This is a genomic window from Pseudomonas sp. GL_135 (genome assembly GCF_057834665.1).
This window is the reverse complement of record NZ_CM174408.1, coordinates 4,839,114-4,854,851: the sequence shown is the minus strand read 5'-3', so window position 1 is coordinate 4,854,851 and position 15,738 is coordinate 4,839,114. Positions and strand designations below refer to the sequence as shown.

At 59.1% G+C, this 15,738-nt stretch carries 18 protein-coding genes; 14 read left to right on the top strand and 4 right to left on the bottom strand.

Annotation, left to right across the window (positions count from 1 at the left end):
• Positions 1–116: 116 nt before the first annotated feature.
• From AC3ISG_RS21540 to bamJ, 3 genes are all read left to right on the top strand, one after another.
• Positions 117–605 (top strand): TIGR00645 family protein, encoded by a 489-nt coding sequence (locus tag AC3ISG_RS21540; RefSeq protein ID WP_065987683.1) that lies wholly within the window; start codon positions 117–119, stop codon positions 603–605.
• Positions 606–635: 30 nt separating this feature from the next.
• On the top strand, positions 636–941 hold the full coding sequence (locus tag AC3ISG_RS21535; RefSeq protein ID WP_122622721.1) for a DUF6482 family protein: 306 nt from the start codon (positions 636–638) through the stop codon (positions 939–941).
• A gap of 83 nt (positions 942–1,024) precedes the next feature.
• Entirely contained in the window at positions 1,025–1,642 is a 618-nt protein-coding gene (gene bamJ / locus AC3ISG_RS21530; RefSeq protein WP_122535350.1) for a BamJ family beta-barrel-assembly machinery protein, read from the top strand.
• Between the two features lie 82 nt (positions 1,643–1,724).
• Here bamJ and AC3ISG_RS21525 read toward each other — a convergent pair whose 3' ends face one another.
• Both AC3ISG_RS21525 and AC3ISG_RS21520 read right to left on the bottom strand, forming a co-directional pair.
• The gene (locus AC3ISG_RS21525; protein WP_122535351.1) at positions 1,725–1,967 is read right to left on the bottom strand and encodes a PA4570 family protein; all 243 of its coding nucleotides are present in this window, start codon (positions 1,965–1,967) and stop codon (positions 1,725–1,727) included.
• Between the two features lie 163 nt (positions 1,968–2,130).
• Positions 2,131–3,099, bottom strand: a complete 969-nt coding sequence (locus tag AC3ISG_RS21520) for a polyprenyl synthetase family protein (protein ID WP_122535352.1) — start codon at positions 3,097–3,099, stop codon at positions 2,131–2,133.
• Positions 3,100–3,338: 239 nt separating this feature from the next.
• Here AC3ISG_RS21520 and rplU point away from each other — a divergent pair, with 239 nt between their 5' ends.
• The 5 genes from rplU to AC3ISG_RS21495 all read left to right on the top strand — a co-directional run bounded on the left by rplU (position 3,339) and on the right by AC3ISG_RS21495 (position 7,127).
• Positions 3,339–3,653: a 50S ribosomal protein L21 gene (rplU, locus tag AC3ISG_RS21515; RefSeq protein WP_003230856.1), complete on the top strand. Its 315-nt coding sequence runs from the start codon at positions 3,339–3,341 to the stop codon at positions 3,651–3,653.
• A gap of 33 nt (positions 3,654–3,686) precedes the next feature.
• Positions 3,687–3,959, top strand: a complete 273-nt coding sequence (gene rpmA, locus AC3ISG_RS21510; RefSeq protein ID WP_037015434.1) for a 50S ribosomal protein L27 — start codon at positions 3,687–3,689, stop codon at positions 3,957–3,959.
• A 241-nt stretch (positions 3,960–4,200) separates the two neighbouring features.
• Positions 4,201–5,424: an Obg family GTPase CgtA gene (cgtA, locus tag AC3ISG_RS21505; RefSeq protein WP_122535353.1), complete on the top strand. Its 1,224-nt coding sequence runs from the start codon at positions 4,201–4,203 to the stop codon at positions 5,422–5,424.
• A gap of 85 nt (positions 5,425–5,509) precedes the next feature.
• Positions 5,510–6,628 carry a glutamate 5-kinase gene (gene proB / locus AC3ISG_RS21500; protein WP_122535354.1) on the top strand — a complete coding sequence of 373 codons (1,119 nt, stop codon included), beginning with the start codon at positions 5,510–5,512 and terminating at the stop codon, positions 6,626–6,628.
• Between the two features lie 28 nt (positions 6,629–6,656).
• Positions 6,657–7,127: a CreA family protein gene (locus tag AC3ISG_RS21495; protein WP_489297918.1), complete on the top strand. Its 471-nt coding sequence runs from the start codon at positions 6,657–6,659 to the stop codon at positions 7,125–7,127.
• A gap of 68 nt (positions 7,128–7,195) precedes the next feature.
• On the opposite strand, the gene rpsT is transcribed toward AC3ISG_RS21495, so the two are convergent.
• Positions 7,196–7,474, bottom strand: coding sequence for a 30S ribosomal protein S20 (rpsT, locus tag AC3ISG_RS21490; RefSeq protein ID WP_037015424.1), 279 nt, complete (start codon positions 7,472–7,474; stop codon positions 7,196–7,198).
• Positions 7,475–7,724: 250 nt separating this feature from the next.
• On the opposite strand from rpsT, the gene murJ reads away from it, so the two are divergent.
• From murJ to ispH, 6 genes are all read left to right on the top strand, one after another.
• Positions 7,725–9,269 (top strand): murein biosynthesis integral membrane protein MurJ, encoded by a 1,545-nt coding sequence (murJ, locus tag AC3ISG_RS21485; RefSeq protein WP_489297917.1) that lies wholly within the window; start codon positions 7,725–7,727, stop codon positions 9,267–9,269.
• A 118-nt stretch (positions 9,270–9,387) separates the two neighbouring features.
• Entirely contained in the window at positions 9,388–10,335 is a 948-nt protein-coding gene (gene ribF / locus AC3ISG_RS21480) for a bifunctional riboflavin kinase/FAD synthetase (protein WP_272632745.1), read from the top strand.
• Between the two features lies 1 nt (position 10,336).
• Entirely contained in the window at positions 10,337–13,168 is a 2,832-nt protein-coding gene (ileS, locus tag AC3ISG_RS21475) for an isoleucine--tRNA ligase (RefSeq protein WP_489297916.1), read from the top strand.
• Complete coding sequence (gene lspA, locus AC3ISG_RS21470) at positions 13,161–13,673, top strand: signal peptidase II (RefSeq protein WP_122535359.1); 513 nt, start codon at positions 13,161–13,163, stop codon at positions 13,671–13,673. The genes ileS and lspA overlap by 8 nt, the downstream gene beginning before the upstream one ends.
• Complete coding sequence (gene fkpB, locus AC3ISG_RS21465) at positions 13,666–14,133, top strand: FKBP-type peptidyl-prolyl cis-trans isomerase (protein ID WP_122535360.1); 468 nt, start codon at positions 13,666–13,668, stop codon at positions 14,131–14,133. Before lspA ends, fkpB begins: the two co-directional genes overlap by 8 nt.
• Positions 14,134–14,215: 82 nt before the next feature.
• Positions 14,216–15,163, top strand: a complete 948-nt coding sequence (ispH, locus tag AC3ISG_RS21460) for a 4-hydroxy-3-methylbut-2-enyl diphosphate reductase (protein ID WP_122622728.1) — start codon at positions 14,216–14,218, stop codon at positions 15,161–15,163.
• A gap of 21 nt (positions 15,164–15,184) precedes the next feature.
• Here the strand turns inward: ispH and AC3ISG_RS21455 are convergent, their stop codons facing one another.
• Positions 15,185–15,688 (bottom strand): GspH/FimT family pseudopilin, encoded by a 504-nt coding sequence (locus AC3ISG_RS21455; RefSeq protein WP_489297915.1) that lies wholly within the window; start codon positions 15,686–15,688, stop codon positions 15,185–15,187.
• Positions 15,689–15,738: the final 50 nt, after the last annotated feature.

Here is a 15,738-nt window from a genome sequence, read left to right as displayed (position 1 = left end):
CGTCCGGCGCTTCCGGCGTCGGATCTGGCGTTATTGTTTCAACTCTTTTCACCGTGGGTTGTGCTAATCGGCCTTCGCCCTATACTCGCGGGCTTTTAAATTATCTGTGAGCTTCAATGGAACGTTTTATCGAAAATGCCATGTACGCATCGCGCTGGTTGCTGGCGCCGATCTACTTTGGTTTGTCTCTGGGGCTTCTGGCGCTGGCGCTGAAGTTTTTCCAGGAAATCTTTCACATCATCCCCAATGTATTCGCGCTGGCGGAGTCTGATCTGATCCTGGTGCTGCTGTCGTTGATCGACATGGCGCTGGTCGGCGGGCTGCTGGTTATGGTGATGATCTCCGGGTACGAGAACTTCGTGTCCCAGCTGGATATCGACGAAGGCAAAGAAAAGCTCAACTGGCTGGGCAAGATGGATTCTTCGTCCCTGAAGATGAAGGTCGCCGCGTCCATCGTCGCGATTTCGTCCATTCACCTGCTGCGCGTGTTCATGGACGCCAAAAACATCGAGCCGCAGTACCTGATGTGGTACGTGATCATCCACATGACCTTCGTGGTCTCGGCCTTCGCAATGGGCTATCTGGACAAGCTGACCAAGCACTGATCGACCTCCTGCAACTTGCGAGGATTTGCCATGAACCTTCAGGAACTCATTTCCTACTCCGGCGCCGGTGCTGTTGACGAGCTGAATCTGATCTCCATCGAAGGCGGCATTTACTTGCTGGAGGCGAGGATGCAGGGTGTCGCGCATCGTTTGGTCGATGCGCAGAACAAGGCTTTGCACCTGCGCTCAGTCGAGCACGCGCGCGAACTGCTGCAGCCGGTTGCGCCGATGCCGTTCCATCTGGTCCACGCCGTGGTTCACGACGAAATGTGCGGTGTGCACGACAACCTGAATCAGGACGTCAAAATCCCTCTGGCCTTTCGATCCGCCTGGTAATGGTTACGGGTATTACGCTTTGTGCTAGGCTGCCCGGCCTTTAAATACGGGCGCCCGAGGGCGCTCTTCAGCGGAGCAGTCTCATGTCCGAAGTCAATCTGTCCACCGACGAAACCCGCGTCAGCTACGGTATTGGCCGTCAATTGGGCGACCAACTGCGTGACAACCCGCCGCCGGGCGTCGACCTGGACGCTATCCTGGCCGGTCTGACCGACGCCTTCGCCGGCAAGCCGAGCCGTGTTGGCCAGGAAGAAATGGGCGCGAGCTTCAAAGTCATCCGTGAAATCATGCAGGCCGAAGCAGCTGCCAAAGCTGAAGCAGCGGCTGGCGCTGGCAAGGAATACCTGACCGAGAACGCCAAGCGTGACGGCGTGACCACTCTGGCCTCCGGTCTGCAATATGAAGTGATCACGGCAGGCGAAGGCGCTCAGCCGACCCGCGAAAGCAACGTGCGCACCCACTACCACGGCATGCTGATCGACGGCACCGTGTTTGACAGCTCCTACGATCGTGGCGAGCCAGCTGAATTTCCGGTCGGCGGCGTGATTCCAGGCTGGACCGAGGCCCTTCAGTTGATGAAGGCCGGCAGCAAATGGCGTCTGTACGTTCCTAGTGAACTGGCCTATGGCGCTCAGGGCGTTGGCAGCATTCCGCCGCACAGCGTTCTGGTATTCGACGTCGAGCTGCTCGACGTTCTGTAAGGTTCTGTAGCGACCGCATCATGCCTCGACATATGCCGAGTCAGCCCCGCGCTGGCTCGGCATTGTGGTTTTAGCCGTTCCATCAATGCAGTTCACTGCCCGGACGCAATGCCCGCGCATAACAGAACAGAAACAGACTTCGCACCATCTCCTTCTGAATGCCGGGTTCGCTTGAGCTCAGGCTGCTGACATCCAGATCACCCTGATCGCGTAATTCGTCGAGCGCCTCTTCCTCCAGCACCGCGCACACTTGGCCTGTCTCACGATCGAGGATGCGCAGGTAGGGCTGTGGCCGATCTAGCCAGGCATCAATCAGATACGTCATGGGATTCTCCTCAAAATGTTTCAATGAGAATAATTCTTATCTGAGGAATAGCAAGGATCTATTTGAGATTAATTCGCATTGGCTGTGCGCGGTGGGCGGGGCTGGATCGCAGGCAACAAAAAGCCCGTCACGTAGACGGGCTTTCGGTGGGGCAGGGCGGCGATCAGTGCGTGCGAGCGACCGCAAATTCACTCAATTCGATGAGAGCGTCGCGATAGATGCTCGGAGGCAGCACATCCAGGCAGGCAATGGCGCGAGCGATGTAGTCGCGTGCGAGCTGGGCGGTGTACTCGAGGGAACCTGACTGTTCCACTGCATTGCGGATGCTTTCGAGATCTTCCAGGCCGCCCTTCTGAATGGCCTGACGGACCAGCGCGGCTTGTTCAGGAGTGCCTTCGCGCATGGTGTAGATCAGCGGCAGGGTAGGCTTGCCTTCGGCGAGGTCGTCGCCGACGTTCTTGCCAAGGGTTTCAGCATCGCCGCGATAGTCCAGCAGGTCGTCGACCAGCTGGAATGCCACGCCGAGATGATCACCGAAGGTGCGCAGGGCTTCGCTCTGCTCCGGACCGGCTTTGGCCAGAGCAGCTGCGCTGTGGGTCGACGCTTCAAAGAGCATCGCGGTTTTGCCGCGGATGACTTCCATGTAGGTTTCTTCGGTGGTGCTGGCGTCGCGCACCTTGGACAGCTGCAACACTTCGCCTTCTGCGATGACCCGAGTGGCCTTCGACAGGATCTGCATCACTGGCATCGATCCGAGTTCGACCATCATCTCGAATGAACGCGAATACAGGAAGTCACCCACCAGCACGCTCGGCGCGTTGCCCCACATTGCATTGGCAGTTGAGCGACCACGGCGCATACCGGACATGTCCACCACGTCGTCGTGAAGCAGGGTCGCGGTGTGCAGGAATTCAATGGTCGCCGCCAACAGGCGCAGGTCATCACCGCCAGAGCCCAGCGCTTTGCCGCACAACAGAACGAGCAACGGGCGCAGGCGTTTACCGCCAGCAGAAGTGATGTAGTCGCCGATTTTGGAGACCAGCGGCACGCGCGATGTCAGCTGCTTCTTGATAATGTGGTCGACGGCTGTAAAGTCGTCCGCCACAGCGGTGTAGAAGGCTTGGGGTTGCATCAGCGAGACGTGCTCCAGAAGGGTTGCGCGGCATGCTAGGTTGCAGGCCCAACCCTGTCAAGGCGTGACATAACGCAGCTTGCAAGGCGTTGATCGCTTGCGTACAATCGCGCACCCTAACTTCCTGGGCAGCACCTGCCTTACGCAATTGCATGTCGGCCTTCCAGCCTTGTGCAGCCATGCCAGCCAATACCTCTTCCTATAAAGAGCTGGGTGAGCAGGATTATCGGAGATACACCATGTCTTATGCAGTAATCGTTACTGGCGGCAAGCAATACAAGGTCGCCCCAGGTGAATACCTGAAGATTGAAAAACTGGAAATCGCTACCGGCGAATCCGTTACTTTTGATCGCGTTCTGTTGGTTGCCAATGGCGACGACGTGAACATCGGCGCTCCAGTTGTTGCAGGCGCTACCGTTGTGGCTGAAGTGATCTCCCAAGGTCGTCACGATAAAATCCGCATCATCAAGTTCCGTCGTCGTAAGCACCACATGAAGCGTATGGGCCACCGCCAGTGGTACACCGAGATCAAAATCACCGGTATTCAGGCTTAATTTCAGCCTAATCCTCACTAGGAGAATTGACTCATGGCACACAAAAAAGCTGGTGGTAGTACCCGTAACGGTCGCGACTCAGAAGCCAAACGCCTTGGCGTGAAGATGTATGGCGGCCAGGTTATCGTTCCGGGCAACATCATCGTGCGTCAGCGCGGCACCCAATTCCACGCTGGCTACGGCGTTGGTATGGGCAAGGATCACACCCTGTTCGCTAAAGTCGAAGGCGTGATCAAGTTCCAGGTTAAAGGCGCCTTCGGTCGTCGCTATGTAAGCATCGTGCCAAAGACTGAAGTCGCGGCATAATCTTGCGTTCAGGGGGTGTGAGGGCCTCGCCTTCACGCCTCCTGAGCTGAAAAGCCCTGTCGATGACAGGGCTTTTTCGTTTGTAGATGGTCCTGTTTCTGGTGAGTCTCTTGCAAAGCTGTTTGTGTGGGCCGTTGTGGTGTGAAGTCGCTGGTTTTTGATCGGTATCGCAACGCTCATCTTTGCAAGAGCCTTATGAATTTATGTTGTTTGCTCGTCTTTGTGACGGGAGGCGTGCGCTATGAAATTTGTTGATGAAGTATCCATTCGAGTAAAGGCCGGTGATGGCGGTAACGGTTGCATGAGCTTCCGTCGCGAAAAATTCATCGAGAACGGTGGCCCCAACGGCGGTGATGGCGGTGACGGCGGCTCGATCTACATGGTCGCCGACGAAAACCTCAACACCCTGGTCGACTACCGCTACACCCGCCATTTCGACGCCGAGCGCGGTTCGAACGGCGGCAGCACCGACTGCACCGGTCGCAAGGGTGAAGAGCTGGTACTGCGCGTGCCGGTCGGCACTACCGTAATCGACGCCGGTACCCAGGAAGTCATCGGCGACCTGACCAAGGCGGGTCAGCGTCTGCTGGTTGCCCATGGCGGCTGGCACGGTCTGGGTAATACGCGCTTCAAATCCAGTACCAACCGCGCACCGCGTCAGACCACGCCGGGCAAGCCGGGTGAGCAGCGTGACCTCAAGCTTGAGCTGAAAGTACTGGCTGACGTCGGTCTGCTCGGCTTGCCGAACGCTGGCAAGAGCACCTTCATTCGTTCAGTGTCGGCTGCCAAGCCCAAGGTTGCTGATTACCCGTTCACGACTCTGGTGCCGAACCTGGGTGTCGTCAGTGTTGATCGCTGGAAAAGCTTCGTCGTTGCCGATATTCCCGGCTTGATCGAAGGCGCCTCCCACGGCGCCGGCCTGGGGATTCGTTTCCTCAAGCACTTGGCGCGTACGCGTTTGTTGCTGCACCTCGTCGACATGGCGCCGCTGGACGACAGCAGTGCGCCGGATGCGGCTGAAGTCATTGTCACCGAGCTGTTCAAGTTCAGTCCTGCGCTGGCCGATCGTGATCGCTGGCTGGTGCTGAACAAGTGCGACCAGATCCTCGAAGAAGAGCACGAGGCCCGCAAGCAGGAGATCATTGATCGCCTGGAGTGGACCGGCCCTGTCTACGTGATCTCGGCCATCGCCAAAGAGGGCACCGATCGCCTGACCCACGACATCATGCGCTATCTCGAAGACCGCGCTGATCGCCTGGCTAACGACCCGGCCTACGCCGCCGAGCTGGCTGAGCTGGATCAGCGCATCGAAGACGAAGCCCGCGCCCAGTTGCAGGCGCTGGATGATCAGCGTGCCTTGCGCCGCAGCGGCGTGAAAAGCGTCCATGACATCGGTGACGACGATTGGGATGAGGAAGACGTGGAAGACGAAGATGGTCCGGAAATCATTTACGTCCGCGACTGATCGACTGAAGTAAACTACGACGCCGCTCTTGAAGCGGCGTTTTAGTATCTAGAATTCGGACTCTCTGGCTTAAGGTTGAAAGATCATGCGGAGCAAGGTGACAGGTGCCCAGCGTTGGGTGGTGAAGATCGGAAGTGCGCTGCTGACAGCAGACGGCAAGGGTCTGGATCGCAACGCGATGGGTGTTTGGGTTGAGCAGATGGTCGCCCTGCATGAAGCAGGTGTTGAACTGGTCCTGGTGTCATCCGGCGCGGTAGCGGCCGGTATGAGCCGTCTGGGCTGGACTGCGCGACCGAGCGCCATGCATGAGCTCCAGGCGGCCGCCGCGATTGGTCAGATGGGCCTGGTGCAAGCGTGGGAATCCAGCTTCGCCGAGCATCAGCGGCACACTGCGCAGATTCTGCTGACCCACGACGATCTGTCTGACCGCAAGCGCTATCTGAATGCCCGAAGCACCTTGCGCACCCTGGTTGAGCTGGGTGTCATCCCTGTCATCAATGAAAACGACACGGTCGTCACCGACGAAATTCGGTTCGGCGACAACGACACGCTGGCGGCGCTGGTTGCCAACCTGGTTGAAGCTGATCTGTTGGTCATCCTGACCGACCGCGATGGCATGTTCGATGCCGACCCTCGCAACAATCCCGAGGCGCAGCTCATCTATGAAGCGCGCGCCGATGACCCTGCCCTTGATGCCGTGGCCGGCGGCACCGGCGGTGCGTTGGGTCGTGGCGGCATGCAGACCAAATTGCGTGCTGCGCGACTCGCCGCCCGTTCCGGCGCGCACACCGTGATTGTGGGAGGGCGCATCGAGCGTGTTCTGGCGCGTCTGAAAGCCGGTGAGCGCCTGGGAACGTTGCTTTCCCCAGAGCGCGAAATGCTCGCCGCTCGCAAGCAGTGGCTGGCCGGGCATCTGCAGACCCGTGGCACGCTGGTGCTGGATGAGGGGGCGGTGAAGGCATTGACCGAAAGCCACAAGAGCCTGTTGCCGGTCGGCGTCAAGCTGGTGCAAGGCAGTTTCCGTCGTGGCGAGATGGTGGTGTGCGTGGCGGCTGACGGTCGCGAGATTGCCCGGGGTCTCAGCAATTACAGCGCCCTGGAAGCGCAAAAGATCATTGGCCTGCCTTCCGACGCTATCGTCAGGGAACTGGGTTACATGGCTGAGCCTGAGCTCGTGCACCGTGACAACCTGATTCTGGTCTGAAGTGCATCATCAAAAGAAGGAAGCATACATGCGAGTCATGAAAGGGCTGGTAGGCGCGTTGCTGATGTTGCCGTTACTGGCGTCAGCTGAAGAGATCGGCCAGGTATCGACCGTGTTCAAGATGGTGGGGCCTAACGATCGGATCGTGGTCGAAGCCTTTGACGACCCCAAGGTCGACGGCGTGACCTGCTATCTGTCCCGTGCGAAGACCGGTGGGGTGAAGGGCGGCCTGGGTTTGGCTGAAGACCGTGCAGAGGCGTCCATCGCATGCCGGCAGGTCGGTCCCATTTATTTCAAAGAGCAATTGAAAGACGGTGACGAGGTGTTCAAGGAACGGACCTCGCTCGTGTTCAAAACCATGCAGGTCGTGCGATTCCTGGACAAGAAGCGCAATACGCTGGTGTACCTCGTCTACAGCGACAAGGTCATCGAAGGCAGTCCGCAGAATGCCGTGACCGCGATCCCGATTCTGCCATGGACCCCAGCTCCGGCGCCTTGATGCTGAAGCGCTAAATCGAAGGCAATAAAAAACCGACCCTGAGGTCGGTTTTTTAATAAGCGAATCGCTTAGGCTGCAGCAGCAAGGTTCAGAGCCTTGATGTGGCCATTCAAGCGACCTTTATGGCGAGCAGCTTTGTTCTTGTGGATGATGCCTTTATCGGCCATACGGTCGATAACTGGCACGGCCAGAACATAAGCAGCTTGCGCTTTTTCAGCGTCTTTAGCGTCGATGGCTTTAACTACATTCTTGATGTAGGTACGAACCATGGAACGCATGCTGGCGTTGTGGCTGCGACGCTTCTCAGCCTGTTTTGCACGTTTTTTGGCGGAAGGTGTGTTGGCCACCGTCGAGCTCCTCGAAAGACTTGGGAAATAGCTAACAAAATAGGCCGCGAATCATGCCGATGAGATTGACGCTTGTCAAGGGCAGTTGATGCGTTCCGCTGAGTGGTCGCCGTGTGGTGCCGAGGTGATTTCTTTCCGGCGTGCGACCTGTAAACTCGCGGGCTTTGGCTCTGAGCTGTTTTGCGGCGCGGAGTATCGCATATATGGAACGCGCTTTGGCGCTTCCTTTGGTCAGGCGCACAACCTTTCGATGAATCTACTCAAATCGCTTGCCGCCGTTAGCTCTATTACGATGCTTTCGCGGGTGCTGGGCTTTGTCCGCGACACCATCATCGCGCGCGCATTCGGCGCCGGCATGGCTACCGATGCTTTCTTTATTGCCTTCAAACTGCCCAATCTGCTGCGCCGGATCTTCGCCGAAGGCGCTTTCTCCCAGGCGTTCGTGCCGATCCTTGCTGAATACAAGAGCCAGCAGGGCGAAGAGGCAACCCGCACGTTTGTCGCGTATGTCACCGGTCTGCTGACGTTGGCGCTGGCTATCGTCACTGTACTGGGCGTCGTGTTCGCTCCTTGGGTCATTTGGGCAACTGCGCCGGGGTTTGCCGACACGCCCGAGAAATTCCAGCTGACTTCAGACCTGTTGCGGGTGACCTTTCCTTATATATTGCTCATCTCGCTGTCGTCGCTGGCTGGCGCGATCCTCAATACGTGGAATCGCTTTTCCGTTCCGGCATTCGTGCCGACGCTGCTCAATCTGGCGATGATCTTTTTCGCCCTGTTTCTCACGCCTTATTTCCACCCGCCCGTGATGGCGCTGGGGTGGGCGGTGCTGGCGGGCGGGTTGCTGCAGCTTCTTTATCAAATGCCGCACCTGAAAAAGATCGGAATGCTGGTGCTGCCGCGCCTGAATCTTCGCGACACCGGTGTCTGGCGAGTGATGAAGCAAATGCTGCCGGCCATGCTCGGCGTCTCTGTCAGTCAGATTTCGCTGATCATCAACACGATATTTGCGTCGTTTCTTGTTGCCGGATCAGTGTCGTGGATGTACTACGCCGACCGTCTGATGGAGTTGCCTTCCGGTGTGCTCGGCGTGGCATTGGGGACGATTCTTCTGCCAATTCTCTCGAAAACCTACGCCAGTCGGGATCGCCAGGAGTATTCGCGCATTCTCGACTGGGGCCTGCGTCTGTGTTTTCTGCTGGTGCTGCCTTGCATGCTGGCGCTCGGACTGCTCGCCGAGCCGCTGACCGTCTCGCTGTTCCAGTACGGCAAGTTCGACGGTGAAGATGCCGCGATGACCCAGCGTGCGCTGGTCGCGTATTCGGTGGGGCTGCTGGGCATCATCGTGATCAAGGTGCTCGCGCCGGGCTTTTATGCTCAACAAAATATCCGCACGCCGGTAAAAATCGCGATCTTCACCCTCATAGTGACTCAGCTGTTCAACCTGCTTTTCGTCTACGTCATTCACTTGGCTCATGCCGGTCTGGCGCTGGCGATCAGTGTGGGCGCATGCCTGAACGCTTTGCTGTTGTTCTGGCAGCTGCGCAAGCAGGACCTGTTTCAGCCGCAGCCGGGGTGGCCGGTGTTCCTGGGCAAGCTGATTGTCGCCGTGGCCATCATGTCCGCGGTGCTGCTGGGCCTGATGCATGTGATGCCGGCCTGGTCGGACGGTGAGATGCTGCAGCGATTCCTGCGCCTGGGTGCGCTGGTGCTGGCAGGTGTTGTGGCGTATTTCGGCTCTCTGCTGGTGTTGGGTTTCCGGGTCAGGCATTTTGCTCGCAAGGCGATCTTGTAGGATCAGTCGTCGTTTTCTGCCGGTTAACGTCGATTGTTGTGGTTTGCCCGGATGTGTCGCCTGTCGTTGACGGCGGTGTGTGGTTATAATCGGCCACTTTATGAGCAAGAAGCGCGTTATGCAGCTGGTTCGAGGCCTTCACAATCTGCGCCCGCAGCACCGGGGCTGCGTCGCCACTATTGGCAATTTCGACGGTGTACACCGGGGTCACCAGGCTATCCTGGCGAGACTGCGTGAGCGTGCCGTTGAGCTGGGCTTGCCCAGTTGTGTGGTGATCTTCGAACCGCAGCCGCGCGAGTTCTTCGCGCCCGAAACGGCGCCGGCCCGTCTGGCCCGATTGCGCGACAAGCTCGATCTGCTCGCCGCCGAGGGTGTTGATTTGGTGCTGTGTCTGGCATTCAACCAGCGCTTCAGCAAGCTCAGTGCATCGGAGTTTGTCGACACCGTGCTGATCGATGGCCTGGGCGTGAAGCATCTGGAGGTCGGCGACGACTTCCGCTTTGGCTGCGACCGGATCGGTGATTTTGATTTCCTGCAAAAGGTAGGTGCCGAGAAGGGCTTTACCGTCGAGGCGGCACAGACTGTCGAGATCGACGGCTTCCGCGTCAGCAGCACCAAGGTGCGCACCGCGTTGGCCGCCGCAGACTTCACCCTTGCCGAGCATTTGCTGGGCCGTCCGTTCGAGATATCCGGCCGCGTGCTGCATGGCCAGAAACTGGCGCGTCAGTTGGGTACACCCACCGCCAACGTGCAACTCAAACGTCGTCGTGTGCCATTGACCGGTGTCTATCTGGTCAGCGCGCAGATTGACGGAGAGCTATGGCCGGGCGTTGCCAACATTGGCGTGCGTCCCAGCGTGGCGGGCGATGGCCGTCCCCACCTGGAGATTCACCTTCTGGATTTTACCGGCGATATCTATGGCCGGCGTTTGACGGTGGTATTCCACCAGAAGCTGCGTGATGAGCAGCGCTTTGCCTCCCTTGAGGCGCTCAAGACGGCGATCGATGCGGATGTCGCTGCCGCTCGTGCCCACTGGCACGATCAACCGCTAAACTTTAGAGCCTGAAATGACCGACTACAAAGCCACGCTTAATCTTCCGGACACCGCCTTCCCGATGAAGGCCGGCCTGCCCCAGCGCGAGCCGCAAACTCTGCAGCGCTGGGACAGCATTGGCCTGTACCAGAAGCTGCGCGAAATTGGCAAGGATCGGCCCAAGTTCGTGCTGCACGACGGGCCTCCTTACGCCAACGGCAATATCCACATCGGTCACGCGGTCAACAAGATTCTCAAGGACATGATCGTGCGCTCGAAGACCCTGTCGGGCTTCGACGCGCCTTACGTTCCGGGCTGGGATTGCCACGGTCTGCCGATCGAGCACAAGGTCGAAGTCACCCACGGCAAAAACCTGCCTGCGGACAAGACCCGCGAGCTGTGCCGTGCGTATGCGGGCGAACAGATCGAAGGACAAAAAGCCGAGTTCATTCGTCTGGGCGTGCTCGGCGACTGGGACAACCCGTACCGCACCATGGACTTCGCTAACGAGGCCGGAGAAATCCGCGCGTTGGCCGAAATGGTGAAGAACGGCTTCGTGTTCAAGGGCCTTAAGCCAGTCAATTGGTGTTTCGACTGCGCCTCGGCACTGGCTGAAGCGGAAGTTGAATATCAGGACAAAAAGTCGTCCACCATCGACGTGGCCTTCCCGGTTGCTGATGCCGACAAGCTCGCCGCCGCCTTCGGTCTGCCAAGCCTGGGCAAACCTGCTGCCATCGTGATCTGGACCACCACCCCGTGGACCATCCCGGCAAACCAGGCGCTCAACGTTCACCCGGAATTCACCTACGCGCTGGTTGATACCGGCGAGCGTCTGCTGGTGCTTGCCGAAGAGCTGGTTGAGTCCTGCCTGAAGCGCTGGAACCTCGAAGGTTCGGTGCTGGCGACCGCCGAGGGTTCAGCACTTGAGCTGATCAACTTCCGTCATCCGTTCTACGATCGTCAGTCGCCCATCTATCTGGCCGACTACGTGGAGCTGGGCGCGGGTACCGGCGTCGTTCACTGCTCGCCGGCCTATGGCGTCGACGACTTCGTGATCTGCAAAGCCTACGGCCTGACCAACGACGACATCATCAGCCCGGTGCAGAGCAACGGCGTGTACAGCCCGTCGCTGGAGTTCTTTGGTGGCCAGTTCATCTTCAAGGCCAACCAGCCCATCATCGACAAGCTGACCGAAGTCGGCGCGTTGCTGCACACCGAGACCATCACCCACAGCTACATGCATTGCTGGCGCCACAAGACCCCGCTGATCTACCGCGCCACCGCGCAGTGGTTCGTCGGCATGGACAAACAACCGACTTCGGGCGATACCCTGCGCAATCGCGCCGTTAAAGCCATCGAAGAAACCAAATTTGTCCCAGCGTGGGGGCAGGCGCGCCTGCACTCGATGATCGCCAACCGCCCTGACTGGTGTATCTCCCGTCAGCGCAACTGGGGCGTGCCGATCCCGTTTTTCCTGAACAAGGAAAGCGGCGAGCTGCACCCGCGAACCGTCGAACTGATGGAAGAAGTCGCTCAGCGTGTGGAGCAGGAAGGCATCGAAGCCTGGTTCAAAATGGACGCTGCCGAGCTGCTGGGTGACGAAGCGCCGCACTACGACAAGATCTCCGACACTCTGGACGTCTGGTTCGATTCCGGCACCACGCACTGGCACGTCCTGCGCGGCTCGCACCCCATGGGCCACGAAACCGGCCCACGCGCCGACTTGTACCTGGAAGGCTCGGACCAACACCGCGGTTGGTTCCACTCATCGCTGCTGACCGGTTGCGCCATCGACAATCACGCGCCGTACCGTGAATTGCTCACCCATGGTTTTACCGTGGATGAGAACGGCCGTAAGATGTCCAAGTCGCTGGGTAATGTCATCGCGCCGCAGACCGTCAACGACACGCTCGGCGCCGACATCATGCGTCTTTGGGTTTCGGCGACTGACTATTCCGGCGAAATGGCCGTCTCCAACACCATTCTGCAACGCAGCGCCGATGCGTACCGTCGCATCCGCAACACCGCGCGCTTCCTGCTCTCGAACCTGACCGGCTTCAACCCGGCCACCGACTTGCTGCCCGCTGAAGACATGCTGGCGCTGGATCGCTGGGCCGTGGATCGCGCGTTGCTGCTGCAACGTGAGCTGGAAGAGCATTACGGCGAGTACCGTTTCTGGAACGTCTACTCAAAAGTGCACAACTTCTGCGTGCAGGAGTTGGGCGGCTTCTACCTCGACATCATCAAGGATCGCCAGTACACCACCGGCGCCAACAGCAAGGCACGTCGCTCTTGCCAGACTGCGCTGTTCCATATCTCCGAAGCGCTGGTTCGCTGGATCGCACCGATCCTGGCGTTTACCGCCGACGAGCTGTGGCAGTACCTGCCGGGCGAGCGTAACGAGTCGGTCATGCTCAATACCTGGTATCAGGAGCTGAGTGAGCTGCCGGAAGGCTTCGAGCTGGACCGCGCCTACTGGGAGCGGATCATGGCGGTGAAGGTGGCGGTCAACAAGGAAATGGAAAATCTGCGCGCGGCCAAGGCCATCGGCGGCAACTTGCAGGCCGAGGTCACGCTGTACGCCGAAGACGCGCTGGTAGCGGATCTGTCCAAGCTGAGCAACGAGCTGCGTTTCGTGCTGATCACCTCAACGGCCAGCGTCGCGCCTTTCGTCAGCGCGCCTGCCGATGCCGTGGTTACCGAAGTCGCCGGTCTGAAACTCAAGGTCGTTAAATCCGGCCACGCCAAGTGCGCGCGCTGCTGGCATCACCGCGAGGACGTCGGCGTCAATCCCGAGCATCCGGAGATCTGCGGCCGTTGCGTCGACAACATCAGCGGCGCAGGCGAGGTTCGTCACTATGCCTAATGCATCGGCTGGCCGTATGGGCCGACTGGGTTGGTTGTGGCTGAGCGTGCTGGTGGTGGTCATTGACCAGGCCAGCAAGTTCTACTTCGAAAACCGCCTGGAGTTGTACGAGCAGATCGTCATCCTTCCCGACTACTTCAGCTGGATGCTGGCCTATAACACTGGCGCTGCGTTCAGTTTTCTGGCCGACAGTTCCGGCTGGCAGCGCTGGTTGTTTGCGTTGATTGCGGTCGTAGTAAGCGTTGTGCTGGTGGTCTGGCTCAAGCGGCTCGGGCGCGACGAAACCTGGCTGGCGATTGCCCTTGCCCTTGTATTGGGCGGGGCGCTCGGCAATCTGTATGACCGAATCGTCATCGGCCATGTCATAGACTTCATCTTCGTGCATTGGAAAGAACACGGCTTCCCGGCCTTCAATGTCGCGGACAGCGCCATTACCGTTGGCGCGATCATGCTGGCTCTGGACATGTTCAAGAGCAAGAAAACCGGAGAAACCGTCAATGACTGATCAGTTGGTGACCGAACAGGGTACTCAGGAAACACGCATCGGTCAGAACACGGAAGTCACTCTGCATTTCGCGCTGCACCTCGAAAACGGTGACACCGTCGACAGCACCTTCGACAAGGCGCCGGCGACCTTCAAGGTCGGCGATGGCAGCCTGCTTCCGGGCTTCGAAGCGCTGATTTTCGGTTTCAAGGCCGGTGATAAGCGTACGCTGCAGGTGCCGCCGGAAAACGCTTTCGGTCAGCCGAACCCGCAAAACTTGCAGGTCATGCCGCGTTCGCAGTTCCAGAACATGGAGCTGTCCGAAGGGCTGCTGGTGATCTTCAACGATGCGGCTAATACCGAACTGCCGGGCGTGGTGAAAGCAATAGACGATGATCATGTCACCGTCGATTTCAATCACCCGCTGGCGGGAAAGACGTTGACCTTCGAAGTTGAAATTTTCGAGGTCAAGGCACTCTGAGCATCGCCAGAGCGCCTGGCCCCGGCATTGCTCGGGGCCTTTTCGTTTATATGTTTCATTGCGCGTAGACACGAGGCACATCATGCAAATCAAACTCGCCAACCCACGCGGCTTCTGCGCCGGGGTGGACCGTGCGATCGAAATCGTCAATCGCGCGCTGGAAGTGTTTGGCCCGCCGATCTACGTGCGCCATGAAGTGGTTCATAACAAATTTGTCGTCGAAGACCTGCGCAGCCGTGGCGCGATCTTCGTCGAAGAGCTCGAGCAGGTGCCGGATGACGTCATCGTGATCTTCAGTGCCCACGGCGTGTCGCAGGCGGTGCGTACCGAGGCGGCAGGGCGCGGCCTGAAGGTGTTCGACGCCACCTGTCCGCTGGTGACCAAAGTGCATATCGAGGTCGCGCGCTACAGCCGCGACGGCCGCGAGTGCATCCTGATCGGTCACGCCGGCCACCCTGAGGTCGAGGGCACGATGGGTCAGTACGACGCGAGCAACGGTGGCGCGATCTATCTGGTCGAAGACGAAGCCGACGTCGCCAACCTGCAGGTGAGCAATCCCGAGAACCTGGCTTTCGTGACCCAGACGACGCTGTCGATGGACGACACCAGCCGTGTGATCGACGCCTTGCGCGCACGGTTTCCGGCTATTGGCGGGCCGCGCAAGGACGACATCTGCTACGCCACCCAAAACCGTCAGGACGCGGTCAAGGTCCTGGCCGATGAGTGCGACGTGGTGCTGGTGGTGGGCAGCCCGAACAGTTCCAACTCCAATCGCCTGCGTGAACTGGCCGAGCGCATGTCGACCCCGGCCTATCTGATCGACGGCGCTGAAGACATGCAGCGCAGCTGGTTCGACGGCGTTGGCCGCATCGGCATTACCGCCGGTGCGTCGGCGCCTGAAGTCCTGGTGCGCGGCGTGATTCAGCAGCTGCACGCATGGGGCGCGACCGGCGAAGACGAGTTGGCCGGGCGCGAGGAAAACATCACCTTCTCGATGCCCAAAGAATTGCGCGTCAAATCGCTGCTGTAATCCGGTCATCCTGTCACCGCATCATGCACAGGGCTCGCTGCCGAATCCTTCGGATCGCAGCGTGACCCTGCCGGTCACCGCAATCGCCAACTGATAACGACTGACCGGTAAGTCTTTGAGGCACACTGCCAGTGTGCCGTTGGCGTTGTTCAGCAGCCGCCCCGTGTTATCAAAACCAATTCGCGCCGCCACTTTGCTGTTGCCGACGACCCTGACATTTCGGTGGCTGGCGAACTCGGCCAGTGAGAGCTCGCCCTCGTCCCTGAACTGGTTTCGGTTGCTGTCCACGAACACGTTCCAGCCTCGGCTCCAGTCATTGTCCAGCGCCTGCATCACCACCGGTTGACTGCGCAGAATCGCCTCCGTGCGAGCCATTCGCAGCCCACTGGCCAGTTGCTGAGCCGTGTCCTGACGGCGTTGAGAATCGATCAGTTGCCCGAAGGCGGGGATCGCCAGCGTGGCGACGATGCCGACAATCACCAGCCCTGCCAGCAGTTCTATCAGCGTCAATCCTTGCTGTTTCACGAGCGTCTTCCGTTGAGTGCGGCGCTAAAGCAAACACCCGCTTAGCCGCG